Raw genomic sequence first — 25,385 nt, 5'->3', positions numbered from 1 at the left:
TAACACATAATATTATGATAGTTTTATTTTATCATAATATTATGTCTATTAACATATGTGTTAGGCCTTTTGTTTTACTTTTGAAAAATAGAGTCCTAAAAGTAGAAATGCTACTCCAAATAATATTTGAACAATTAATTCATATCTTATATCACTTAATGAAGATATATCCATATTATTTATTTTTATATAATAATATGTTGGAAAAAACTTAGCTATTGTTATAACCTTATCACTTAAATATTCTACTGGAACCATCACTCCTGATATAAAAGAAGTCCCAAGAGATAATACAGTACTTAATCCATTAATTACAAATCTACTTTTAGTTAAATTATTGATTAAAAAAGTGAGACATAATATAGCAAATGAAAATACACTTACATTTACAATATACTTTGTGAAGTTAACTTCTTCTAAATGCTGTCCTTTTAAAACTATACTTCCGATTACAAATAATGCTGTGATAATTACTCCAAGTGTAACTTGACCTAAATACATTTCTTTATTATAATTTAAAAATTTCTTAGATGATATTTTTGTTCTATTTTCTAATTTTTCATCTTTAAATTCAATCATTATAAGTCCCATTACTGCTATATAAATAGCTGTTATAATGTATGCAGTAAAATTAAAATAATATTTAAACCAAATGTTAGCTGCATTATTGACATCAGAAGATTTTTCTAATATTTCTACATCAGTATTTTCTTTTAATGCATTATTTATAGATTCAATTTTAAATTCACCACTTACCTTACTTGCATTTGCAAATATAAGATATTTATTTATTTCATTTTCTATTTGGATAGAGCTTATCTTTCTATCATCTTTTATAACTTCCAGTGACTTTTGTTTTTCCATTACATTTTCTTCGAAATCACTTGGTATTATAATAGCTGCATCTATTTGTTGCAAAAATATTTGTTCTTTTATTTCTTTAATATTATTTTTTAAATTCACTATATTATTATTTTCACCTAAATAATCTTTTAGACCTCTAGACAAATCAGAATTAGAATTATCTACAATAGCTATATCAAGTTTTGTTTCATTAAATGTAATCTCTCTATTTTCTGTATCTATGCCATTAATTACTGAAAGTACGAAAAATATAAGTGCATAGGATAATATTATCATTTTATGTCTAAGGGCAGTTTTTAAAAAATATTTATATACTATCATATTGTCTCCTCCTTAAAAACACTAAAGATATAAGTGATAATATTAGAAAATAAGCTAATAAAATGATTATACCTTCAAATATTCCATCAGTATTATTTAATAAATTAATCTTATATAAATTATTTGTAATTACTGCAATAGGGTTTATCTTTGCAAGTATAGGTGCATATTTTTCTATCATTATTTTAATATTTGTATTAAATAGTCCTGATAATGCTGATAAAACAACTGTAGATGTAATAGCTATCATTGTTTTAACATTTATATTCTTATTGTTTGATACCCCTATAAATATACCAAATACAATTCCAAATAAATTGCCTAAAATTATAAAAATAAGGCTATATCCTATATTGGTTATTAGATTTAATTTCATTATTAACTCTATAACAATAAATAATAAAATATTAGATGCAAAGTTAAGCATAAGTCCTACTATTATTCCGGCTAATAAAAAAGTTTTCTTTTTTATAGGTGTAGTATTTATTCTTGCTGCTACTTCTGATAAATTACTCTGGATGTAATGAACCACTTCTATTCCAGAATATATACCATATGTTGAAACCATTGCGATTAAAGAATAAAATATTACAAGTATCCCATTTTCTTTTTGGTTTTTATCATTTGTATAATCTATTTCAAAATCAAATTCTTCTATAGGTTTACCTAAGGCACTAGTTTGCACAATTTGATCTAATATAGACTTAATTACCGTTTGATTAAGACCTGAATCATTTACAATTAAACTTAAATCATTATTAATAAATCCATCTATCTTTTCTTTTTCTAATTTTTCTTTTGCTTCCCTATCTGAAATTTCTTCTACATTTAAAATATCTATATCTTGAAGTATAGGTTTTATATTACTATCCTCTTCAATAGCTACATTTATTTTTTCTAATTTCACATTTGTAATTCCACTAAAAGCTATATAGAAAAATGTTACCATAATAATAGGGTAAAGAAGTGACCAGAATAAAAATCCTTTATCTCTAAAGCTATTTTTAGCTTGATATATAATATTTCTATATAAATCCACTAGTCCCTCAGCTCCTTTCCAGTAAGCTCTAAGAATACATCATTTAGTGTAGGTTGTCTTGAATACAACTTTTCATATGTTAAATTATTTTGTTTTATAAAATCTATTAAATTAGATAAATTATTTACACCCGATTCAAATTTTATAATATAATCATTATCTTTCATTTCGATATCTAACACTTGGGGTATTTCTTTTATCTTTTCTAAAACTTCACCATTAGTATCAATAAATCCTACTACTATTTTTTCTGTAGTTGTAATCATATTCTTTAATTCTTCGTTTGTGCCAGATGCTATATTTCTTCCTCTATCCATTATTATAATTCTATCGCATAATATTTCTGCCTCTTCCAAATAATGTGTTGTATAAATAATAGTACTTCCTTTTTTCTTTAATTTTTTTATGCCTTCAAGTATAAAGTTTCTACTTTGAGCATCTACTGCAACAGTTGGTTCATCTAAAAATATGAGTTTAGGTTTATGAACTATACCACAAGCTATATTTAATCTTCTTTTAAGACCACCACTTAACTTTTTTGGAAAAAATTTTGTATAATCTTTTAAACCTACAAATTCTATAGCTTCAATTACATATTTTTTTCTTTTTTCTTTATCATTTATATATAATCCACAAAAATAATCTATGTTTTCATATACTGTTAAGTTTTCAAATACAGAAACTTCTTGAGGTACTACACCTATTTCCCTTTTTATATTGTAAGAGTTAGGTGTCATTTTTTCGCCAAATATAGTAATTTCACCTTTATCAAATTTAAGTAGAGACAATATTGAATTTATAGCTGTAGTTTTACCACATCCATTTGGACCAAGTAACCCTAGTATTTCACCCTCTCTCACTTCCATATTAAAATGATCAAGAGCTATAAGCTCTTTATATCTTTTAACTACATTTTCTACTTTTACAACCATCTATATCACCTCTTATATTTGTTAATACTATTGTACCAACCATATAAAATTTATTGTAGTGAATATTCTCATCACTTAATATGACAAATGTCATATCATAGGTTATAATTATCATAAATAATCTTTTAAAGGGGATTTCTATGAGGAGATTTTTAGAGAAACTAATTATAATAGTATTTTCGATTTATTTTACATATAGTTTAAATAGTGAAAGAGATATAGCATTTTATTTTCTTATATCTATTATAATTTCAATATCACTAGATTTAATTTCTAAAAATAATATTAAATATATAATTTATTTTTTATTTATAGCTTTAATTTTTTATGATAATGTATTTTTGTATTATTTTCCTTTAATTCTCTACAATATTTATATTGACTTTAAAGGCAATTTCTTTTTATTTTTGCCATTATTATTTATAAATTTAACTCCTGTTATAATTATCTTATCTTTTATGTCAATGTATCTTTCAATATCTACATATAAATTAAATAAAGTACTAAATCAAAATAGAAAAGTACGGGATAAATTAAGAGAAGATACTCTTTACCTTAGAAAATATAATGAACAATTAAAAATAGATAAAGAAAAAAATATTCAAATAGCATTATTAAAAGAAAGAAATAGAATTTCTCGGGAAATACATGACTCTATAGGACATACAATAAGTAGTAGCCTTATTCAACTAAAAGCTCTTAAATTATTAAATGGTGAAAATGTATCTAATGGCCTTGATACCCTTAGTGAAACTTTAGGTAGTGGTATGGATGATATAAGAAATAGTCTATATAATTTGAGAAATGAATCTTTAAATTTAAAACATAAAATAAATGAAATAATAAATGAAATGACAGGACTTGATATTAAACTTATTTATAATATAAATGAGGATTTAAATTATAAATTAAAATATGATATTTTATCAGTAGTTAAAGAAACTATAACAAATACAGTTAAACACTCTAATGCAAGTAATATGGAGATAAAATTATTAGATCAGCCTAAATTTTATTCTATTATTATTAGTGATAATGGTACCAATATGAAAGATAAAATTGACATAGACGATGGAATAGGGCTTTATTCTATGAATAAAATAGCAGTAAAATATAACGGAATATTTAATTATAAATTTGAAGATGGATTTAGAATACATTTAACACTTATGAAAGGAAGTGAAAAATGAAAGTTATAATTATAGATGATGATCCTTTAGTAGTAAATTCACTTAAAACTATAGTAGAGGCAAATAATATAGAAGTTTTAGCTGTAGGATATAGTGGAAGTGAAGCAGTGAATTTATACAATAAGTATAGTCCTGATGTAGTTTTAATGGATATAAGAATGGAAAATTTATCTGGAATAAATGCAACTGAAGAAATATTAAAATATGAAAAAAGAGCTAATATTCTTTTAATTACTACATTTAGAGATGATGAATACATAAAAAAGGCATTAGAACTCGGATGTAAAGGCTATATCTTAAAACAAAATATAGATAGTTTAATTCCTTCAATAGAAGCAGTATATAAGGGAAATATGGTATTTGATAGTGAGATTGTATCTAATTTTAAGACTAATTCTAAAAGAGATATTGAAACTAATCTTTCAGATAGGGAAATGGATATTTTACTACTTGTAGCAGAAGGGTTCAATAATAAAGAAATAGCTAAAAAATTGTTCTTAAGTGAAGGTACTGTAAGAAATTATATTTCAAATATGCTAGATAAGCTAGATTTAAGAGATAGAACTCAACTTGCAATATATTATTATAGGGGGAGATAGTTATCCCCCTTTTTCTATTAGATATTTCCAATATTTTTTTGGCATATTACTCCTTTGAAGTTTAGGATTAAACTTTTCTTTTATAGATATAGATTTAAAATACATCTTCCATAAATTTTGATAGTCCTCTTCTTTTTCATTAAATATTATATTTAAATCACCTTCTACTTCTTTTATAATCCATTCTTTTTTATTATAAAATACAGCTATATTTCTTTTTTTATCATGAATTATGAAATTTTCACTTGAGAGTCTTTTTATAAAATGTGATGCAACTATTCCTATTACATTATAATCTGGTGAAATTTCTGCATATAATATATTGTTTTTAAGCTCCTTAAACCGAATTAATCCCGTCATTCTATGTCTTTCGTGACTTACTTTTTTATAAATACTTTCTATTTTAAATACCACTTCATTTGTTAAATTTAGTTCTATATCATTGCCTATTTTAAATCCTAACCTAATAAAGTTCAATATATCCATTTCTATACCATCTATTTCTGATAAATAAGCATAATATATTTTTCTTAAGGCAGCAGGAGAAATCTTCTTATCTATTGCTTCATACACTTTTCTTGCTTTTTTTATATTTGTATCTATTAATATTTCCTTTACTAAAAAGTTATCTTCTCTTTTTTCATAAGAAAGTATTTTATCAGGTTTATCGGGAGTGTAATATGCATAATATATAGAAGTTAAAAGACCATCAAATGAGCCATCATATATGTAGTGATTTATCATGATTAGAACCCCCTAGACTCCAAACAGATAACTGTTTTTCAAATATATTTCTATCTAAACCATATATTAATTTTTCTCTGATTTTTTCTGGATTCATAGAACTCATTCCATAATATTTACCATTACAAGTTATGAAATATTTAGCTCTTTTAAGTACTATATTTAATTTTTTCAAATTATCATAATTAAGTGGACCAAATTTTCTTGCAGCAACTATCCTTCTAGCTGATTTAACTCCTATGCCTGGTACTCTTAAAAGAGTGTTGTAATCTGCCCTATTTATCTCCACAGGGAATATTTCAATATTTCTAAGCGCCCAATTACATTTTGGATCAAGTGCTAAATCAAAGTCTGGATTTTTTTCATCCAATAATTCATCTGCCTTAAATTTATAAAATCTAAGTAACCAATCTGCTTGATATAATCTATTTTCTCTAATTACAGGTGGTGAATCTAATACAGGTAAATTAGGTGATTTTGCTACTGGTACATATGCAGAATAATATACTCTTTTTAAATTGTATCCATCATATAATCCTTCTGATAATTTAAGTATTTTTAGATCATTATCATCAGTTGCTCCAACTATTAATTGAGTACTCTGTCCTCCTGGTACAAAAGAATTTGCATATTTAAATTTTTTCTTTTCTTCTCTTGTCTCTACTATTCTATTTCTAATATTTCCCATAGGGGTTAATATGCTCTTTTTAGTTTTATTTGGAGCAAGTAGTTTAAGTCCATTTTCAGAAGGTAATTCTATATTTATGCTCATTCTATCTACATATAATCCTATTTCATCTATAATACCCTTATCTGCATGAGGTATGGCTTTTGTATGTATATAACCATTAAATCCTTCTACTTCCCTAAGCCTTTTTACTACATTTAATATAAGTTCCATTGTATGATTAGGTGATTTTATTATTGCAGAGCTTAAAAAGAGACCTTCTATATAATTTCTTCTGTAAAAATTTATAGTTAAATCTACTATTTCATCAGGAGTAAGTGTTGCTCTTTCTAAATCATTTGATAATCTATTTACACAATATGAACAATCATATATACAATAATTTGTCATAAGTATTTTAAGTAGTGAAATACACCTTCCATCATCAGACCAACTATGACATATCCCATTTATACTAGCAGAACCTATACCATCTTTTTTATTTTTTCTACCACTTCCACTAGAAGAACAGGAAACATCATATTTTGCAGCATCAGAAAGTATTCTAAGTTTATCTAATACATCCAAAAAAACCACCTCTTTCTATAGGAAAATTATACTATGTAAAAGGTGGTTTGTCAAACATATGTTCGGGCATAGTGGGGGTTTTTATATATGGTAAAATATAGATAATATGTTAAACTGATGTTTCTGACCCACATTATAAAAAGAAAGATAGGTTTAAATGATAATTGCTAAATATATACTATTTGCTTTATTTCTAGCTATAATTGTTAACTATATTTTGATTATTAAATTAAAGAAACCATTTATACTCTCTATAGTTATGTCACTTACAATTATTCCCCATAAAACAATTGAAATGCTAACATATAATTCAATTTATCCCCCAATAGAAAACATGAATTTCTATTTAAAGTTTAATCACATTGCTTATATGTATTTTTCCTTATTATTATTTGATATAATATTTGGTATTCTATATATAGTTTTGAAAAAAATAATAAAAAACAAGAAAAATCATCATAGTAATTTTATTTTCTATATTTAATATATAAATGTAGATTTATATTCTATAAGAAAATTTATATAGTATTATAAGTAAAGAAGAGCAAGAATAATCTAACTATAAATATAATATAGTATGATATGTTAGAGTTTAGGTAGTAGTGGATATCTTATATTTAAACATTGGTCATTTCTAGCTTTTGGAGTAATAACAAGTAGTATTATATTGATAAGAGGTAATTAAGTAGAGATTATTTATATTAAAAAAATTTAATAGATAAAAGGTGTTTCATTATGGTAAGAGTAATGAGAAGTGTTTTATCCATAGAAATTTAAGTAAATTTTATATTTTATTATAACTAGTATTTTGGACTCTATAGGAGTATAATATAATTAGGTTTTTTTAAAGTTTTTTAAAGAATTGTTTTATCTTTCTTTAAATTTTACTATATATTATAAGGGGATTTCAATGAAAAATAAAAAATTATTTATTGTGCTGTTAATTTCAATTACTATTATTTTATTACTATATTACGTATTTGGACAAGGGCATAGATATGCTAAAAGCTATGCAAATCGACTTTTTGCTTATCAATTACCTGAAAAAACAAAAATAATTGAAAAGGATTTCGATTATGGTGTCCTCTATGGAGGCGGACCAAGGGGGAGTGGGGGTTATCCGACCATGGTAGCACACATGAAGTTGTCATCTGAATTAAGTGAAAAAGAGATATTTAATCATTACAATAAGAATAAGTTTGAGATATTTTTTGAAGGTTATGAAACCATTAAGAAGAATAGTGAAGGGAAAAAATGGTATGAGGGTCAAAAATCAACAGGTAAAACCCTTAGTGATGAAATGAATAAAGACGAACCAATCAATTTTATCGTTCAATATAGAACAGAATTTAACTATCCATTCTTTATAGATTTTCATTAAGAAGCCGGAATTAACCCTCCAGCTTCTTTTTTTATCTGCTTAGCTGGTTATAGTTTTCGACAGCTTGGTAGATTGTATAGTTTCTTTCACCATACTTTGTGGCTGATTCATTTGTTCCATTGTAACGAGCAATAGTGCCTTTTACTTGAGATTCTGTGTAATTTAACATATTGGAAGGATATCCTTTTTCTACAACAGCTCCCCATTTAAGAACATATGCGCATGTTTCAATATTAAATGCTCGATCAACATGAAGTTTGTGCCAGATTTCACTTATGTCATCTTTATTATTAGCATCTCGTATTGTGTCATCTAGATAATTTTGATTAATGGCCCAATTTCGAGCGTTAATCGCAACCCAGGCAAATATTTGACCTACTCCTGTACTTGAGTCATCAATGTCTCCGTTCTTAACTCTCTGATCTTGAATTGCATCCAGAGTATTCTCTGCGGAAGCTTCCCAAGAGATCACTGTCTGGATAAAAGATTTTTGCATTTGAAGTTTTCTTGCCATTCGAGTGATTAAGCCATCATAATCAAGAACGATATTAACTGAGTCAATTGGTTCTCTTATAGATGAAAACTCTTGAAGAAAGTTTAAAATATCTTTAATAATCGGAGGCACTTCCTCTCTTATCATAGGTAAATAAGTAAGAATAAGAGTAGAATCTAAGCCATCTTTATGATTTATAGGTTCTACCGACGATTGTCCTGCATCTAATCCTGATGCAATATTTTTGTCGATAGTAATTAAACCCCTGCCTGAACCGACTGTAATGGTTGCAATTTGATCAAATGCCTAGTTCTGAGGAAGTGCGTACCCAATATCTTCATTTGCCCTATTAATTTTCAAAACATCTATCCCTATACTATAGGCTAGAATTTGCTCTATTACAAATAAGCTAAAAAATATAATCATAGCTTTAGGGTATCTGTCTTTTTTTATATTATGTCTTACACCTAGGAATATTGCTATAAAAGATATAACTATATTAATCCAATGAGGCCACATATGATTTCACTTCTTTTAACTAAAAAATTCCCAAATTATTTACAATTGAATTATACCATAGGAAGCTATATAAAAAAATGATTATAAAAACTAAATTAAATTTATAAAAATTGAAAGTTATATATGGTAAAATGTAGATAATATATAATATTTGATTTATTTATAGCTATAATTGTCAACTATATTTTAATTTATTATTTAGTACGTTAGATTTAATCTTAAAAAAATATAAAAAATAAAGGGTGTTTAATTATGGTAAGAATAATAATTGGAAGTGTGTTTCTTTTAATATCTGCTATTCTTTATAGCACAAAATATTTATCTGCTGCTATGATTGGAGTAAATAGTACCTCTTGGGGTAAAGATGATTTTGTACGAATGTTATCCTATACTCCAACCTTATTAAACTTTTATATTTATATTTCTTTTATAGCAGGAATAAGTCTTCTTATATGGTATATTGTTGAGTTTGATAATAAGAATAATAAGAATAAAAGGGAAGAATAGAATATATCTTATATTCTTCCCTTTTATTTTAAATCACTAATATAATTATTTTTCTCTCTAAAGCAAAAAGTTATTTTCAGATTCTAAAAATATTACTTAACCTTTATTCTTATATCTTCTTTTATTATATTAGGATAATATGAAATTGGTAATTTAAGAATATTATCTGAAATTTTATTTTTATCTGCTTCTATTTTATAGAAATAATTATACTCTTTTTCTTCGTCTTCTTTTCTCACGTTTCCATATTCTTTTGTTATAATTCCAGGTTCATTAACAATTCCAAAATCTGATGAAGACATACTTAAATCTTTTAATTGTTCTTCACTAAGATTAATTCCCAATTCTATAACATAGATATCATCTTTTTCCTCTATATCAACGATTCTCAATTTATCATCTATTGAATCTAATATTTTTTCTTCTTTTATATCTATATTTAACTGAAGTTTATCTTTATCCAATGCATAGATACCATCGAATGCTATGGTTAAATCTTTAGACTTATTAAAATAGTTACTTTCAATTATCTTATTTTCTTTCACTTTATGATTTTTATTATTTTGTATACTCCTTCCAGCTATAGAGCTTCTATACTCTTCTTTATTATCAATTAATCTAAAATTATAAAAATCAAATATTGCTTTTGAATTATTTCCGTCATATTCTATTTCTATTTCATTTGATATAGGATGTTGAATAACTTTATTAATTGTAACCTTCTGTCCAGCTATATTAATTTCTTCATTTAAATCATATACCTCTTTTTCATATTCAAATCTTTCTTTATCTACTTTAAATTTTACTTCCCATGTAGAGTCTAATACTTCTCCTGTTTTTTCTTCTGTAGAGTTTAAATTTGTTTTATAATCTTGAGGACTATCCCACTTTTTAAGCTTAACCTTCATAGTTATTTCTTCAGGAATTTTCCATGGAATAGGTTCATGTCTATAAACATTCTTAACATTAGATATCTTTCTATTTTCTTCTTCCATCATATTAGGAAAACTAAAGTCACCTAATAGATTCTGATCTAAAAATATTCTATTACCATTTTCATCGTAGAAATCCATTGATTCAAATCCAATATATTTGTGATCTCCTTTATTCTCTATACTATAAAATAATAAAACTCTTTGTTGGTCCATCACAAAATCATCTACAGTAAGCACCAATTCTTCATGTTCATCACTTTTATCTACATGTTGTATATAATCATTGTCTCCAGCTAATTTAAGTCCCTTGTCATTATTAATAAGACGAACTATAGCATCACCCAAAGGAAGATTTTTAATTATATCTGCAAAAGCTGGAGATATTCTTATAGATATTGTAAATATAATTAATAATATACTAGCTGCTATACTAGATAATACCTTTATTATTTTCTTCTTTTTATCCTTTTTTCCTTTCTCAATGCCCTTCGATATAACTTCTTCTATATTGTCAGGTATTTCAATATTATCGTATTTATCTTTATAATCATCAAATTTCATTTACGTCACCTCCAATATTAATTCCTTCCCTTAAACTATTTAAACCTCTACTCAGTCGTGTTTTTATAGTCCCTTCGGGAGTATCTAATATATTAGATATTTCTGATATAGTTAGATCCTCAAAATATTTAAGAATGATTATCTCCCTATATTTAGGCTTTAATCTATCTACTAAGTCATGCACTTCTAAGTCTTGTTGAAAATTTATATTTCCGTCTTCAAACTCTTTATATAATTCTACTTTTCTTTTCATTTTCTTTTTTCTATTAATACAATAATTAATTAATATTCTAATAGTCCAAGTTTTCATATATTCTTTTTTCTTTAGTTTATGTAGATTTGTATATCCCTTGTATGTTATTTCTTGTATTGCATCTAATGCTTCCTCTTTATCCCCCAGATAAGAATAAGCAATTCTATATAATTGGTCTTTATTTTCATTGAGTATTTTATAGAATTCTAATTCTATCCCTTTAATTCCCATATGGTCACCTCCTTTGTATTAATTAGACAATATAATAGGGTAAAATGTTTCAAAAGATTTTCTTATATTTAAATTATTATATAAAGGAATAGTTCAAAAATAATAAATAAACATATAAAAATATATCTAAGATATCTTAGATATATTTTTATATGTTTATTTTAAATCACTAATATAATTATTTTTTTCCTTAGCTAATCTATGAATATTTATCTTCTTTAAATATTGTATTATGACATATATTACAGCTGATGGTATTATAATATACAAACTATTAACTTGAATTTTCTTTGAATTATTATTTGTTAAAAGTATAATACCTATCAATGCTATAAATGAAAATGCAGATATTATTTGAGGTATATTCTTTTTAAATCCTTTTTCTGATATGAAAATTGGTGTTATAATACTCTCCATTATAAATATAACTATGACTATTATTATATAAAAAACAAATAAATTAGAATTCATTCCCCAGTTAAACTGACCATACGCTATAATGGATACTGACATAAGCCAAATAGATATCCAACCGAATAACTTAGATAAAAAATTCAAGATAATTTCTATCTTACTTGGTCCATTGCCATTATTTATAATTTCCTTAGCAAACCCTTTAACATCACCATTTATTTCTTCTTTTAAGCTAGAGTTTCTTAATCGCAATTCATGTGCCATACCTATCAAATCTCTTTTTATAACTTCTGTATCATAAGAATTCAATTTAAATATGCTCATGCTTTTCATGATATTCTTAATCATATCTTTATCTTCTTCTTTAATCTCTCTTGTTTGTTTTTTATTTTCCTTTTTTAATAAAGTCATCTCATTACCTATCATATTCACCTTCTCCTTTCAAAACACTATCTACAGATTTTTTTACTTCATTCCATGAAATTATAAATTCTTTAAGAAATTCTTCTCCAATTTGAGTTAAAAAATAGTATTTTCTCTTTGGTCCGAGTGGCGATTTTTTGTATAAGGATGATATTATTTTCTTTTTTTCAAGTCTTACTAAAATAGGATAAATTGTTCCTTCTTTCACATTGTAAAATCCATAATCTTGTAAATGTGATACAATCTCATATCCATATGTTTCTCCCTTACTTATTATACTAACTATACACCCTTCTAATGTTCCTCTCATTAATTGAGATCTGTCCATCATATATTCACCTACCTTGTAGTACATAGTAGCTTAACTATATTGTACCACATAGTAGTGTTTTTATCCATAAATTTTCATAATAATAAACACCCTTTTTTTGTAATTCTATATTAGGGTGTTTTATTAATATAATATTATATTTTAATTAGATCTCAAAACTAATATAATTTTCTATCTAAATGATATATTTTTCCTAACTTATCTCTCATAGTAAATTTAAATGATAAACCTTGCTCAATATCTTGATCATTTAAACCTTCTATATTGATAGTGTCATTAAACAGAAATTCCTGATTCATAGGATCATTTATTATCTCTTCAGCTTTTTTTATTATATTTATAGTATCTACTTTTTTATCCCTATAATATATATCTGCATTTATACTTTCCAGTTTTAATTTTTTTTCATTTTCGCTAATAGGATTTAATATTTCAATTTCATAAGTAAATCCTTTATTAGAGTCAAATGATATAGGATATATATTTATAGAAAACCTTTGTTTTAAATTTTCTGCAAGATTTATAGGGTCTAATTCTTCTGCTATTATTTCTTCTTCATTTTCCATGATTATTTGAATATTATAGTTATTGCTATATGATAAATTTAAATTTGTAGAATATTTAAGTCCTAAACCTTTATTTAACTTTATTTTTTCTCCTTCATCTTTTCCTTCTATTGAATAAATTAAATATGGAATAGAATCTTTCTTTAATTTATTAAATTTTACTTCAACTGCTACATTTGCTTCTTCATAATTATTTCCTATATTTTTTATATCATAATCATATGATGATATAAAATTTGATTTTTTATTTAAATCATCTATATGTTGTCGTAAATTATCTATTTCTTGTCTTTGATTAGATATTTCATTTTCTATATGACTTAAATGATTTTGATCATTTGCCTTATTAGTCATTATTAAAAAATATAGATTTATAAAAAGTAATATAACTATAATTATAATAAATATCTTTCCTGTTTTTTGTGTCATGCAAATCCCCCAATTATTTTAATAGTTATTTATACGGATTTTACACATTTTCCTTCTAATGCAGTCTCTTCTATATCTATAACATTTAAATTATCATCAAAAGTAATAATAAATATAGCTGGCATTTTTAGTGCTTTCCAATCTTCATAATTAAACTTACTATCATAGTGATTTAATAATACGCCAAGAAAGGTACCATGAGTTCCAACCACTATACCTTTACCTCTATGTTTATTTAGTATATTTTCTATTGCCTTTATTCCTCTATCTTTAACCTCATTAAGTGATTCTCCACCATTAAGCTTATAATTAAAATCTTTCCATTGATTTATTGAAAATGGCACAAAATCATCTATAAATACATCTGATACCTTTCTTTCCCTTAAATTATCTACAATATTTATAGCCATATTTCTAAAATCTGCATATAGTTTTATAGTGTCTATTGCTCTTTTGTAAGGAGACGAATATATTATATCTACATTTTCTCTTTTTAATGCTTCTAATACATCTTTTCTTTGCATCTTTCCCTCTTCTGATAATTCTCTTGACTTATCATCTTCAGTATATATAACTTTTGCATGTCTTACCATTATTAATTTTGTGTTCATATTTAAGCTCCTTTATATTTAGTTTTAAATCGTATCAATAAAGATAGGAATAAAAAGAAGAATTAAAGTTAATACCTAAAAGAGGTAGAACAATAAATGTATATATAGAATTACTTTTCGTAACAAGAAAATAAGTGGATAATAAGATCATAATTACACCAGATATAATTCTAATCATTGCAAGCAATATTTTCCATCCCCTTTTATAGTCCTCTAAGTTTTAATAATAATTTTCCTAAATATTTTCTATATGAATACTTCTCTCATATAAAAATTCTTGAGTAATATCATTTTTAATTGTTTATTGATTTTTTTCTTACATAACTCCCTATGTAATTAGATACTAATAATAGAAAGTCATATAGTATGAAAAATGACATTACTGATAATTCATAATATATAAAAATTGTAGGCACAAATAAAAGTGCAATTATATTGTGAAGAGTTAAGTTAAACTCATTTTTTATACCATAATGATAACCAAGTATAGCTGTTAAAATTGGAAATATACCTAATAATAATATACTTATATAAGTATCACTACTATTAAATAAGGGTAATATGTAAAAGAAAATTGCAGCTATAATTATGTAAGGTATCATTTTTTTATTATAACTATGCGGCTTCATTTAATCATCCTTTCTTTAATACTATTTTATTAATTAAATAATATACTCTATATCATGTAACTGTGCCTAAAGTATTTAATATTTTATGCCTTTTTAATTCTCTATGTTCAAATTTATATTCTTTTTTGTCTTCTTTCTTATAAAATATCCTATACTATTTCCTATTAAAGTTAAAGTTTGATAAGCTGGAAAATATATTATTGCTGAAATATTATAATATATAAAAATAGTTGGTAAAAATACACCTCCTAATAATAAAGGTAATAGAATATTAAATCCATATTTAGTTCCATAAATTAATCCTATATTAAAACTTACAAGAGGAAAAATCACTAAAAGTACAAGTATAAAATAACCTGTATTTTTCCCTAGTAATGGCAATATGTAAAATGAAGCTATAGCTATTATTAAATATGGTAACATTTTTTTATTTTTGTTTGTATTCATCTTTATCTCCTAATTTTTCTTTTAATAGTTCATCTACTTTATTTTTATCTTCTTCTTTCACTTTAAAAATAAATTTATTATGTTTTGTTTTAAAATATAGAGCATAATAATTTTCTTTTTTTCTTATATTTAAATTTTCTTCCCATTCAAAACCTAGTATATCTTTCCATTTGAAATTACCATCTTTAGTATATATACCTTTATTTGTAATTATATCTTTTTTGGTATCATTAATTATGTATAATATTCCTAGAAAAAACATCATTAAAGTTATCTGATTGTTATTTTCATAAAAGTTTAATGTAGCAACTAAAAACCAAAATATTGGTCCTATTATTTTGGGATGTATATCTTTTATAGAATAAAAATAAATATCCATTATTCCCCTAGTATAAATATCATAAGCTATATCAATTAATATTACTAATGATAAAACTATAGTTACTTTCTCCATTTAATCTTTAACCCCTTTATTCGCTTTTGATTAAATTATATCATAATAAATAAGTCATAAAAGGAAAATTATTCATAATAATAATAAATTATTCACTATCATGTATTGCAATATAGTTTATTTTATATTATACTATATTGTATAACAAGGTAGGTGATTTATTTGGTAGATAATACTCAAATTTTAAAAGGGATATTGGAAGGTTGTATATTGGAATTAATAGATAATAACCCTATTTATGGATATGAACTTGCATTAAAACTTCAAGAATACGGATTAGAAGTAAGTGAAGGTTCTATTTATCCAGTACTGCTTAGGTTACAAAAAAAGAATTTTATCACAGGAAAAATGAAAAAATCGCCTAGTGGACCAAATAGGAAGTATTATTATTTAACTGAAGAAGGACAAATATATCTAAAAGAGTTTAAAGTCAGTTGGAAAAATATCAAATCTAGTGTAGATAATTTAATGTATGGAGGAAACTAATAATGAAAGCTCAGGAATTAATTAAATTAAATAATGAAAAAAGAGAAAAATTAAATGATGAAAATTTAAAGTATTATGAAGGTATGTTACTATATATACGTACATCGTGGAGTAAAAAAGAATTTGAAACAGAAGAAATTTTATCAGAATTATTAGATCATCTATTAGATGCTCAGGAAAATGGAAAAACAGCAGAAGAAGTATTCGGACAAGAGCCACAGGAATATGCTAAGCAGATAACAAATGAATTACCTAAAATGAATGTAAAGGAACGAATATTATTTTTTGCTCCTGCTACTTTATTTCTTATTGCAGGAGTATTATTAGTAAATGGAATATTTAATCCATTACTTTATTATACTTTAAATATAGGCACATTAAATAAAACCATATATCTAGGTTCTCTTTTATTAAAAAGTATTTTAGTATTAATAATATTTGCTATATTTATATATATTGTTATGAAAGCTGCTAGAATGTTAATTTTTAAAAATATAAATAAAAAAATAGAATTTTTTATTTATTGGATGCTTAGTACATTATATATAGGTCTATTTGTAGTAATTTTTTATTTTGTCCCTGACTTTGGTTATATAATTACTGTTCCAATTTATATACAAATTTTATTAGGAGCTATTTTAGCTATATCAGGCTATATTATATATAAAGTTAATAATTAAATAAAAGAAAAACATCTATATTCCTAGTATTACCTAGTCTTATAGATGTTTTTCTTTTATTTATTTTCATATGAAGCTTTTATAAAATCTCTAAATAATGGATGACTTCTTGTTGGTCTTGATTTGAATTCTGGATGGAATTGACTTGCTACAAACCAAGGATGATCTTTTAACTCTACTATTTCAACTAATCTTTCATCTGGTGAAACACCACTTATAATTAATCCTGCAGCTTCTAATTGGTCTCTATATTGATTATTATACTCATATCTATGTCTATGTCTTTCATATACTAATTTTTCCTCATATGCCGCTTTTGCTTTTGTTCCTTCTTCTAACTTACATGGATATAGGCCAAGTCTCATAGTACCTCCCATATCTTCAACATCCACTTGCTCTGGCATTAAATCTATTACTGCATATGTTGTATTAGGTAATAGTTCTGAACTGTGTGCATCTGATAATCCTAATACATTTCTTGCAAATTCTACTACTGCCATTTGCATACCTAGACATATTCCAAGGAAAGGAACTTTATTTTCTCTTGCATATTTGATAGCACAAATTTTACCTTCTATACCTCTATCACCAAATCCACCTGGTACAAGTATTCCATCAATGTCTTTTAATACTTCTTCACAATTGTCTCCATCTAATTCTTCTGAATGTATCCAATCAATTTGTACATCTACATCATTTGCAATACCTGCATGATTTAATGATTCTGCTACAGATAAATATGCATCTTTAAGTTCAACATATTTCCCTACAAGAGCTATTTTAACTTTATCTTTACGATTTTTCATCTTTTCAACCATATTTGTCCACTCTGTTAAATCAGGCTCTTTAGCTTTTAGATTAAGTCTTTCTATTGCCATTTGTGGAAGTCCTTCTTTTTCAAGCATTAAAGGCACTTCATAAAGAGTATCTGCATCTAGATTTTGAACTACATTATTATGGTCCATATTTGAGAATAATCCTATTTTCTCTTTTATTTCTTGTGATAATTCATGTTCTGTTCTACATACTATTACATCTGGTTGAATACCTATACTTCTTAACTCTTTTACACTATGTTGAGTAGGCTTTGTCTTAATTTCTCCTGCTTTTGCAAGATAAGGTACTAAAGTAGTGTGAATATACATTACATTTTCACGACCTACATCATACTTAACTTGTCTTATTGCTTCTAAAAATGGAAGACTTTCTATATCTCCTACTGTTCCACCTATCTCTGTTATAACTACATCTACCTTTTTTTCTTTTGAGACTCTATATACTCTTTCTTTTATTTCATTTGTAATATGAGGTATCACTTGAACTGTTCCTCCAAGATAATCTCCTCTTCTTTCTTTTGTTATTACTGACCAATATACTTTTCCTGTAGTTACATTATTGTTTTTGCTTAAGTTTATATCAATAAACCTTTCATAATGCCCTAAGTCTAAGTCAGTTTCTGCACCATCATCTGTAACAAAAACCTCCCCATGCTGATATGGACTCATAGTTCCTGGATCTACATTTAAATATGGGTCAAATTTTTGTATAGTAACTTCAAGACCTCTACTTTTAAGTAATTGACCTAAAGATGCTGCTGTTATTCCTTTTCCAAGTGATGAAACTACACCACCAGTTACAAAAATATATTTAGTAGATGACATTTTTATCCTCCTTAAGTTTTTCATTATATTTTATCGTTCATTTATATTACCTTAACTTATAGTATTGTATATTAAAGGCTATATTATGTCAATTGAATTTGCTAGAATTTAAAAAGATTCTCACTTGAGTGAGAATCTTTTTAATCTATGCTAATTTTCTTTCAACTATTTCTGTCACTACAAAAGTTGCAACATCATTTGCAAAGCTTCCAGTAGTAAATCCAGCATCATATCCTAATTCTTTTGCAAGTTCATGTGATAATCTTGGTCCACCACAAGCAAGTACTATCTTATCTCTCATTCCTTCTGCTTCTAATAACTCTACAAGTTCAGTAAGGTTAGGTATATGAACATTTTTTTGAGTTACTATTTGAGATACAAGTATTGCATCTGCATTTTCTTCTATTGCTTTTGCAACAAGCTCTTCATTAGGAACTTGACTACCCATGTTTATTGCTTCTATTCCTTCATATCTTTCAAGTCCATAATGACCATCGAAGCCCTTCATATTCATGATTGCATCTATTCCTACAGTATGAGCATCTGTTCCTGTACATGCTCCTATTATTTTTACATCTCTTTTTATATTTTCTTTTATATATTCTTCTACATCTTTTTTATCCATAGAATCAACTTCTACTTTTGGAACTTCTATTTTTGTATAGTCTACAGTGTGCATACATCTACCATATACTACAAAAAATGTGTATCCAACTCCTAAGTCTGAATAGTGAACTATCTCAGGTTCTTCAAGACCCATTTTCTTTCCTAATATTCTTGCTGCTTCTTTAGATTCATCACTATATGGTACTGGTAATGTAAAAGATAACTGCATCATTCCATCATTTAATGTATCACCATATGGTTTTATTTTAGTTAAATCTACTTTTTCTACTGCCATTATCTTTCACCTCCAAGCATCAATTTAATAAATGGATTGTAATAGTTTTTATCCTTTTCTATTACACCTTCAAGACCTTTTCCACCATCTCTAGGTCTTTTAACATCTGCAAATTTACCTTTTTCTATAGTAGAGAATAATCCTTCTCTTTCTATATCTTTAAGTAATTTTTCTGCATCATCTAATACTTTGTGAGCTCTAGTTTCTATTACTCCACCACTTTTGAACTCTATTTCTTCTCCTATATCTCTTGCATTATTAAATATATATTTTGCATTTTCAATTGAAAGCATTCTATCTTGTAATAATGGTGTATGGATTGCTTCTGTTGGCATTCCTAATAATTGTAAACCTTGATTTGTCCAAACAGATATAAGGTTGAACATTGCATCTTGAAGATGACCTTTAAATATATCTCCTGTCATAAACTTTGTAGGTGGCATATATTTAAGTGGTGCTTTTGGGAATATTTCTCTAGCCATTTGTGCTTGTGAAAGTTCAAGTAAGAATCCATTTTCTAAACTAGGATCCATTTCAAATGCATGACCAAGTCCCATTTGTTCTTCTGGTATTCCAGCTTTTAGGGCAAATTGTTCATTCATAAATTGAGAAGCAAGTACAGTATGAGCTTCTTCTACTGCATCAGCTGTTGTAAGGTAATTATCTTCACCTGTGTTTATTATTACTCCACCATATCCATTTATAATTCTAGAGAAATATTGATCAACTAATGTTCTTTGCATGTTTATATCTCTGAAAAGTATTCCATATAAAGCATCGTTTAACATTACATCTAATCTTTCAAGTGCACCCATTGCTGCAATTTCAGGCATACATAATCCTGAACAATAATTACAAAGTCTAATGTATCTTCCTACTTCTTCTCCTACTTCATCTAAAGCTTTTCTCATTATTCTAAAGTTTTCTTCAGTAGCATAAGTTCCACCAAATCCTTCAGTTGTAGCACCATATGGCACATAATCAAGAAGTGATTGAGCTGTAGTTCTTATAACTGCTATTATATCTGCACCTTGTCTTGCTGCTGCTTGAGCTTGAACAACATCTTCATAGATATTTCCAGTAGCAACTATTACATATAAGTAAGGCTTTCTACCTTCACCTAAAGTTTCAATGTATTCATCTCTTTTTAATTTATTTTTTCTTATTTTTTCTGTAGTATCTTTTGCTATTAATTCTACTTTTGTATATATTTCATCATCACTTGCTATAGGTAATTTTGTTAAATCTATTTCCCCTCTACTTACAAGTTCTGCTACCATTTGAGGACCTTCTCCAGTATGAACCATAGCATTCCCTATCCAATATGCTATACCTCTTTCTAATCCTCCACCTTCTTTTACATTGTCTACTACTACATTTGGTAATGGTCTTTCTATTTCATCTACTCCATCAATACCAAGTAATCTTGCTACTGTTCTTTCTACTGATACAGTAGAATGCTTGTCTATAAACTTTTGAACATCTTCAGCTATATTCTTAGCTGCATTTCTAGCACTTTCTACTTTATTAAAATCTAAGTTTAATTTGCTATTCATTTAATCTTCCCCCTCCATTAGTATTTTTTCCGCTTGATCCAATATTTCATCCTGCAATCCCATAAATTTCGAAATGTTTAATGCATCTCTTGGTACATTTGCTGTATTTTCAAGCTTTGTAAGTCTATAGTCCATAAACTGACTGATAGCTTCAATTCCTATATCTTTACTTTCATTTTTAAGTTTATTAAAATCAAGGTTTTTAAGTCCAATAACTTGATAATGAACTACACCTTTTGTATTTGCAATATTGTCATAATGTGTTGTTATTACATTTATAGAAGGCTTTTCTAAAAGAAATTTTACAATTGATTTTGATATTGCATAGCCTTCCTTTGGGTTTGTACCACGAGCTAACTCATCTATTAAAATAAGTCCCTTTTTATCACTATTTGATAATGCAGTTTTAACCTTATTTATTTCTCCCCCAAATGTACTAAGGCCACTATCAATTGACTGAAGGTCTCCCATAGATACAAAAATATACTCTCTAAGTGATGTTTCCATAGATTTAGCAGGAACTAATAAGCCATATTGAGCCATTGCTGTAAGAAGTGCGATTATTCTTAAGGTAATTGTTTTACCTCCCATATTTGCTCCTGTTATACAAGTAACACCTTTATTTAAATATATTGATATAGGTATGAATTCTCCATTTCTTCTTGTTACTTCCTGTTTAGCTTTAGGATGAATTCCTTCTATTATATTTATTTCATTTTCATCTAATATCTTTGGTTCTGTTGCATTTAGTCTATGTGCTAAGTAAGCTTTAGCTAACTTAAGATCAAAATTACCTATAGATTTAATGTTAGTCATAAGGAAATCAAAGTGAAAACCAATTTCAGAAGAAAGCTTTTCTCTTATTTTTATTTCCTCTTCTTCTTCCTCATACTTTAAGCTTTCTAATTTATTTATTAAATTAGATATTTCAATTGAATCTTTTATTTTATATCTAATAGACATATAGCTTTCCGATAAATATTCAAATTCATCACTATTATTTAATTCATCATTTAATTCACCGTTCTCTTTTGAAACTACTACTTCTCCCTTTGGATCTATTCTTATATTAAATTTATCTTTTAATTCTTTTCTCTTTTTGTTTTTCTCTAGTTTTATTAATTTTCCTATATTTCTTTTTTCCGCTCTTATTGTTTTAAGTTCTTCTGAATATTCTTCATATATATAGAATGTTTGGAGACCCTTATCTTGAGGATCAAATAATAATCTTAAGGTATCTGATGATTCTATAAATGTATCATCAAACATATCAAATGGTAGTTTATGCATTATAACTTCTATATCTTCTATAATTGATATAAAGGTTTTAACTTCATAAAGTTCAACTACAGAAAGAATAGAGTCATTTTTAGCTCTATATATTGAATTTCTTATATCTTTTATATGAATGAAAAGGGATGTTAATTGTTCATATAAATTTCTATTATCTTCTATACTATCTTTAATTATTGATACCTTATTAAGTTCAGAATTTAATTTTTCTTTATCAAAAAAGGGCTCCATTTCACTCTTTTTATCTCTACCATAAGGAGTGAGTACCTCTATATTTTTTAATATATAATCAAATCCTATAGCTTGCTTCGTACTATTTGTCATATATTTCATTTAGCCATCAACTCCTTACATCATTACATCATATACTGGTAAATCTTTTATATACTTATCCATCTTATCTTTGAAATTATCTCTATCAAAATAATATCCAGAAGGTGAATATGGGTTTAAAGTTATTGCTGCTATATTTACTCTATTTAAAACATTAATTTCTATACCTTTTTTCTTGAATTTAAGCCAATCAATAGGAGATATAAATATTTTAGTACCATCTCTCACTATTATCTTTATATTTTTATAATATTTTGTTGATTCAGTTAAGTCCTTTAATGTCTTAGTAACAAGACAACCAGGTATATATACATATCTCGAATCTTCATCTATATTATCAGCTATTATCTTTCCTGAATTTAATGAAGTTTTCAAATCTACATTTTTAACTCTTTTTTCTTTATCTATAACTGATATCTTATCTATATTTTTTTCTATTATTTTCTTTATATCAATGCCTACTTCATCTAATGATAAAATAGTCTTTTGATGAAGAGTTTCTTTTATAACTTTATCCATATTTCTACTTAAAACTGCACCTGTAGCAAGTATTGTAGCTTCAGTAACTGTAGGATCAGCTACAGCAATTCTATTTATAGAACCATCTATTAACACTAATTCCACTCCGTAATTTAGCATCTTTTCGGCTAACACTTTCATTTCATTTGCAGTTTGAGCTCCAGCAATTTCAATATATCCCCCATATACTACTCTTGCAAGAACAATATTTCCCATAGATGACCTATAATTTGTAACTTCTAATATTTCTACTGTAGCATCTCCTTGTTCAATACTTCCTGTTGTTGTTGCAATAATACTCTCTTCATATACATATATGGCTGGTTTTTCTGTACTAGTTACTACATCTTCGCGCTCCCCATCACGTCCAGTTGATGTAATTCCTAAGTTTATATCTTCATAATAAGCATCTTCTATTATTTTATTTAATGTTACAGTTTTTCCAGCATTTTTAGCCATGCCTATTATAGATACAATTTTATATTTTTGATTTATATTATCTATTAATTCCATCAAAACCAGCCTCCTTTTTTAATAATTATTGCATAATATATTACTTACTTTCTTCTCTTTTCTTAGCTCTTTCATTTCTTGCAAGCTTTGTAGGCTCAAGTGCTATATCATTTCCTTCTAATAATCCTGCAACACCTGTAAGTTCATGCTTATCTTTTCCTGTACAAGTATCACATTTACATTCACTTTGTTTTACTTCTGGCTCAGTATAAGTTGTAATAACTCCTTCAAAGTTTCTAAGAACAACTTTGTTTGAAGATCTAGATACTACGTAATTTGGCATTACTGGTATCTTTCCACCTCCACCTGGTGCATCTACTACGAATGTTGGTACTGCATATCCTGAAGTATGTCCACGAAGTCCTTCTACAATTTCAATTCCTTTACCTACAGAAGTTCTAAAATGCTCTATTCCCATAGATAAATCACATTGATAAATATAGTATGGTCTAACTCTTATTTTAACTAATTTATGAACTAAGTCTCTCATTATGTGTACACAATCATTTATTCCTCTTAAAAGTACAGATTGATTTCCTAATGGTATACCCGCATTAGCTAATAATTCTATTGCACGAGTAGATTCTTCTGTAATTTCTTTTGGATGATTAAAATGTGTATTTAACCAAATTGGATGATATTTTTTAAGCATACTTACTAGGTTTTCAGTTATTCTTTGTGGCATAACAACTGGTGCTCTTGAACCTATTCTTATTATCTCTACATGTGGTATTTCTCTTAATTCTTTAATAATTTCTTCTAATCTTTCATCAGATACTAAAAGTGCATCTCCACCAGATAATAATACGTCTCTAACTTGTGGTGTTTTTCTTATATAATCAATAGCTTTCTTTATTCTATCCATTCCCATTGGAGAATCTTTTTGACCTGCAAATCTTCTTCTAGTACAGTGTCTACAATACATACTACATTGATCTGTTATTAAAAGAAGTACTCTATCAGGATATCTATGAGTAAGTCCTGGTACAGGTGAATCTGTATCTTCATGAAGTGGATCTTCCATATCATTTGCACCCATATGTGTCTCTACAAGCTCTGGTACTGCTTGCATTCTTACTGGACAATTTGGATCATCTTTATCCATAAGAGAAGCATAGTATGGAGTAATTCCCATTCTAAACTTTTCAAGTACAGAACCTATATTTTTTTCTTCTTCTTCAGTTATATTTATTAATTTCTTTAAATCTTCTACAGTATTTATTCTGTTTTTCACTTGCCAGTGCCAGTCATTCCAGTCCTTTTCATCTACATTTTTCCACATATCAATATTCTTATAATTCATAGTATTCATCCT

Annotated in this window: 29 protein-coding genes; 6 read left to right on the top strand and 23 right to left on the bottom strand. The window is 26.4% G+C overall.

What is annotated here, in order from left to right; all coding sequences use genetic code 11:
- Positions 1-60: 60 nt before the first annotated feature.
- Genes E0D94_RS01820 through E0D94_RS14685 form a run of 4 tightly spaced genes read right to left on the bottom strand, consistent with a single transcriptional unit; the run spans position 61 to position 3,271 of the window.
- Entirely contained in the window at positions 61-1,185 is a 1,125-nt protein-coding gene (locus tag E0D94_RS01820) for an ABC transporter permease (RefSeq protein ID WP_130805601.1), read from the bottom strand.
- Positions 1,172-2,224, bottom strand: coding sequence for an ABC transporter permease (locus E0D94_RS01815; protein WP_130805600.1), 1,053 nt, complete (start codon positions 2,222-2,224; stop codon positions 1,172-1,174). Before E0D94_RS01815 ends, E0D94_RS01820 begins: the two co-directional genes overlap by 14 nt.
- A complete protein-coding gene (locus E0D94_RS01810) occupies positions 2,224-3,156 on the bottom strand; it encodes an ABC transporter ATP-binding protein (protein ID WP_130805599.1) in 933 nt (310 codons plus the stop codon). Before E0D94_RS01810 ends, E0D94_RS01815 begins: the two co-directional genes overlap by 1 nt.
- Positions 3,128-3,271 (bottom strand): hypothetical protein, encoded by a 144-nt coding sequence (locus tag E0D94_RS14685; protein WP_165442832.1) that lies wholly within the window; start codon positions 3,269-3,271, stop codon positions 3,128-3,130. Before E0D94_RS14685 ends, E0D94_RS01810 begins: the two co-directional genes overlap by 29 nt.
- 25 nt (positions 3,272-3,296) lie before the next feature.
- Between E0D94_RS14685 and E0D94_RS01805 the strand changes: the two genes are divergently transcribed.
- Together E0D94_RS01805 and E0D94_RS01800 are read left to right on the top strand one after the other, a co-directional pair.
- Entirely contained in the window at positions 3,297-4,346 is a 1,050-nt protein-coding gene (locus E0D94_RS01805; RefSeq protein WP_130805598.1) for a sensor histidine kinase, read from the top strand.
- Complete coding sequence (locus tag E0D94_RS01800) at positions 4,343-4,945, top strand: response regulator transcription factor (protein WP_130805597.1); 603 nt, start codon at positions 4,343-4,345, stop codon at positions 4,943-4,945. The genes E0D94_RS01805 and E0D94_RS01800 overlap by 4 nt, the downstream gene beginning before the upstream one ends.
- Here the strand turns inward: E0D94_RS01800 and E0D94_RS01795 are convergent, their stop codons facing one another.
- Together E0D94_RS01795 and E0D94_RS01790 are read right to left on the bottom strand one after the other, a co-directional pair.
- A complete protein-coding gene (locus E0D94_RS01795; protein ID WP_242620459.1) occupies positions 4,946-5,689 on the bottom strand; it encodes a TIGR03915 family putative DNA repair protein in 744 nt (247 codons plus the stop codon).
- A complete protein-coding gene (locus tag E0D94_RS01790; RefSeq protein WP_130805596.1) occupies positions 5,667-6,944 on the bottom strand; it encodes a putative DNA modification/repair radical SAM protein in 1,278 nt (425 codons plus the stop codon). The genes E0D94_RS01795 and E0D94_RS01790 overlap by 23 nt, the downstream gene beginning before the upstream one ends.
- A 910-nt stretch (positions 6,945-7,854) precedes the next feature.
- Between E0D94_RS01790 and E0D94_RS01785 the strand changes: the two genes are divergently transcribed.
- Positions 7,855-8,325, top strand: a complete 471-nt coding sequence (locus E0D94_RS01785) for a hypothetical protein (RefSeq protein ID WP_130805595.1) — start codon at positions 7,855-7,857, stop codon at positions 8,323-8,325.
- A 31-nt stretch (positions 8,326-8,356) separates the two neighbouring features.
- Here the strand turns inward: E0D94_RS01785 and E0D94_RS01780 are convergent, their stop codons facing one another.
- Together E0D94_RS01780 and E0D94_RS01775 are read right to left on the bottom strand one after the other, a co-directional pair.
- On the bottom strand, positions 8,357-8,965 hold the full coding sequence (locus tag E0D94_RS01780) for a hypothetical protein (protein ID WP_130805594.1): 609 nt from the start codon (positions 8,963-8,965) through the stop codon (positions 8,357-8,359).
- A 159-nt stretch (positions 8,966-9,124) separates the two neighbouring features.
- Positions 9,125-9,337, bottom strand: coding sequence for a hypothetical protein (locus E0D94_RS01775; RefSeq protein ID WP_130805593.1), 213 nt, complete (start codon positions 9,335-9,337; stop codon positions 9,125-9,127).
- 252 nt (positions 9,338-9,589) lie between these two features.
- On the opposite strand from E0D94_RS01775, the gene E0D94_RS01770 reads away from it, so the two are divergent.
- The gene (locus E0D94_RS01770; RefSeq protein WP_130805592.1) at positions 9,590-9,844 is read left to right on the top strand and encodes a hypothetical protein; all 255 of its coding nucleotides are present in this window, start codon (positions 9,590-9,592) and stop codon (positions 9,842-9,844) included.
- A 92-nt stretch (positions 9,845-9,936) separates the two neighbouring features.
- Here the strand turns inward: E0D94_RS01770 and E0D94_RS01765 are convergent, their stop codons facing one another.
- The 9 genes from E0D94_RS01765 to E0D94_RS01725 form a co-directional block, all read right to left on the bottom strand.
- On the bottom strand, positions 9,937-11,340 hold the full coding sequence (locus E0D94_RS01765; protein ID WP_130805591.1) for a DUF4179 domain-containing protein: 1,404 nt from the start codon (positions 11,338-11,340) through the stop codon (positions 9,937-9,939).
- A complete protein-coding gene (locus tag E0D94_RS01760) occupies positions 11,330-11,824 on the bottom strand; it encodes a sigma-70 family RNA polymerase sigma factor (protein ID WP_130805590.1) in 495 nt (164 codons plus the stop codon). The genes E0D94_RS01765 and E0D94_RS01760 overlap by 11 nt, the downstream gene beginning before the upstream one ends.
- A gap of 156 nt (positions 11,825-11,980) precedes the next feature.
- Positions 11,981-12,664 (bottom strand): hypothetical protein, encoded by a 684-nt coding sequence (locus tag E0D94_RS01755; protein WP_130805589.1) that lies wholly within the window; start codon positions 12,662-12,664, stop codon positions 11,981-11,983.
- The gene (locus E0D94_RS01750; RefSeq protein ID WP_130805588.1) at positions 12,654-12,992 is read right to left on the bottom strand and encodes a PadR family transcriptional regulator; all 339 of its coding nucleotides are present in this window, start codon (positions 12,990-12,992) and stop codon (positions 12,654-12,656) included. The genes E0D94_RS01755 and E0D94_RS01750 overlap by 11 nt, the downstream gene beginning before the upstream one ends.
- A gap of 158 nt (positions 12,993-13,150) precedes the next feature.
- Positions 13,151-13,987, bottom strand: coding sequence for a hypothetical protein (locus tag E0D94_RS01745; RefSeq protein WP_130805587.1), 837 nt, complete (start codon positions 13,985-13,987; stop codon positions 13,151-13,153).
- 29 nt (positions 13,988-14,016) lie between these two features.
- Entirely contained in the window at positions 14,017-14,598 is a 582-nt protein-coding gene (locus E0D94_RS01740; RefSeq protein WP_130805586.1) for a histidine phosphatase family protein, read from the bottom strand.
- Between the two features lie 293 nt (positions 14,599-14,891).
- Positions 14,892-15,227 (bottom strand): hypothetical protein, encoded by a 336-nt coding sequence (locus E0D94_RS01735; protein WP_130805585.1) that lies wholly within the window; start codon positions 15,225-15,227, stop codon positions 14,892-14,894.
- 93 nt (positions 15,228-15,320) lie between these two features.
- Entirely contained in the window at positions 15,321-15,674 is a 354-nt protein-coding gene (locus E0D94_RS01730) for a hypothetical protein (RefSeq protein ID WP_130805584.1), read from the bottom strand.
- On the bottom strand, positions 15,655-16,128 hold the full coding sequence (locus tag E0D94_RS01725; protein WP_130805583.1) for a DUF5673 domain-containing protein: 474 nt from the start codon (positions 16,126-16,128) through the stop codon (positions 15,655-15,657). Before E0D94_RS01725 ends, E0D94_RS01730 begins: the two co-directional genes overlap by 20 nt.
- A 162-nt stretch (positions 16,129-16,290) precedes the next feature.
- Between E0D94_RS01725 and E0D94_RS01720 the strand changes: the two genes are divergently transcribed.
- Together E0D94_RS01720 and E0D94_RS01715 are read left to right on the top strand one after the other, a co-directional pair.
- A complete protein-coding gene (locus E0D94_RS01720; RefSeq protein ID WP_130805582.1) occupies positions 16,291-16,614 on the top strand; it encodes a PadR family transcriptional regulator in 324 nt (107 codons plus the stop codon).
- 2 nt (positions 16,615-16,616) lie between these two features.
- The gene (locus E0D94_RS01715; protein ID WP_130805581.1) at positions 16,617-17,294 is read left to right on the top strand and encodes a DUF1129 family protein; all 678 of its coding nucleotides are present in this window, start codon (positions 16,617-16,619) and stop codon (positions 17,292-17,294) included.
- A gap of 56 nt (positions 17,295-17,350) precedes the next feature.
- Here the strand turns inward: E0D94_RS01715 and E0D94_RS01710 are convergent, their stop codons facing one another.
- The 6 genes from E0D94_RS01710 to kamA all read right to left on the bottom strand — a co-directional run bounded on the left by E0D94_RS01710 (position 17,351) and on the right by kamA (position 25,373).
- On the bottom strand, positions 17,351-18,955 hold the full coding sequence (locus E0D94_RS01710) for a CTP synthase (RefSeq protein WP_130805580.1): 1,605 nt from the start codon (positions 18,953-18,955) through the stop codon (positions 17,351-17,353).
- Between the two features lie 145 nt (positions 18,956-19,100).
- Positions 19,101-19,856, bottom strand: a complete 756-nt coding sequence (kamE, locus tag E0D94_RS01705; RefSeq protein WP_130805579.1) for a lysine 5,6-aminomutase subunit beta — start codon at positions 19,854-19,856, stop codon at positions 19,101-19,103.
- Complete coding sequence (kamD, locus tag E0D94_RS01700) at positions 19,856-21,412, bottom strand: lysine 5,6-aminomutase subunit alpha (RefSeq protein ID WP_130805578.1); 1,557 nt, start codon at positions 21,410-21,412, stop codon at positions 19,856-19,858. Before kamD ends, kamE begins: the two co-directional genes overlap by 1 nt.
- Entirely contained in the window at positions 21,413-23,038 is a 1,626-nt protein-coding gene (gene kamC / locus E0D94_RS01695) for a lysine 5,6-aminomutase reactivase ATPase KamC (RefSeq protein WP_130805577.1), read from the bottom strand.
- 15 nt (positions 23,039-23,053) lie between these two features.
- Entirely contained in the window at positions 23,054-24,070 is a 1,017-nt protein-coding gene (gene kamB / locus E0D94_RS01690; protein ID WP_130805576.1) for a lysine 5,6-aminomutase reactivase subunit KamB, read from the bottom strand.
- Between the two features lie 40 nt (positions 24,071-24,110).
- Complete coding sequence (gene kamA, locus E0D94_RS01685) at positions 24,111-25,373, bottom strand: lysine 2,3-aminomutase (protein WP_130805575.1); 1,263 nt, start codon at positions 25,371-25,373, stop codon at positions 24,111-24,113.
- Positions 25,374-25,385 lie beyond the last annotated feature (12 nt).

Origin of the sequence: Senegalia massiliensis (assembly GCF_900626135.1) — a bacterium.
Taxonomy (GTDB): Bacteria; Bacillota; Clostridia; order Tissierellales; family SIT17; genus Anaeromonas; species Anaeromonas massiliensis.
The sequence above is the reverse complement of the archived record's forward strand: the minus strand, read 5'-3'. Positions and strand labels throughout refer to the sequence as shown.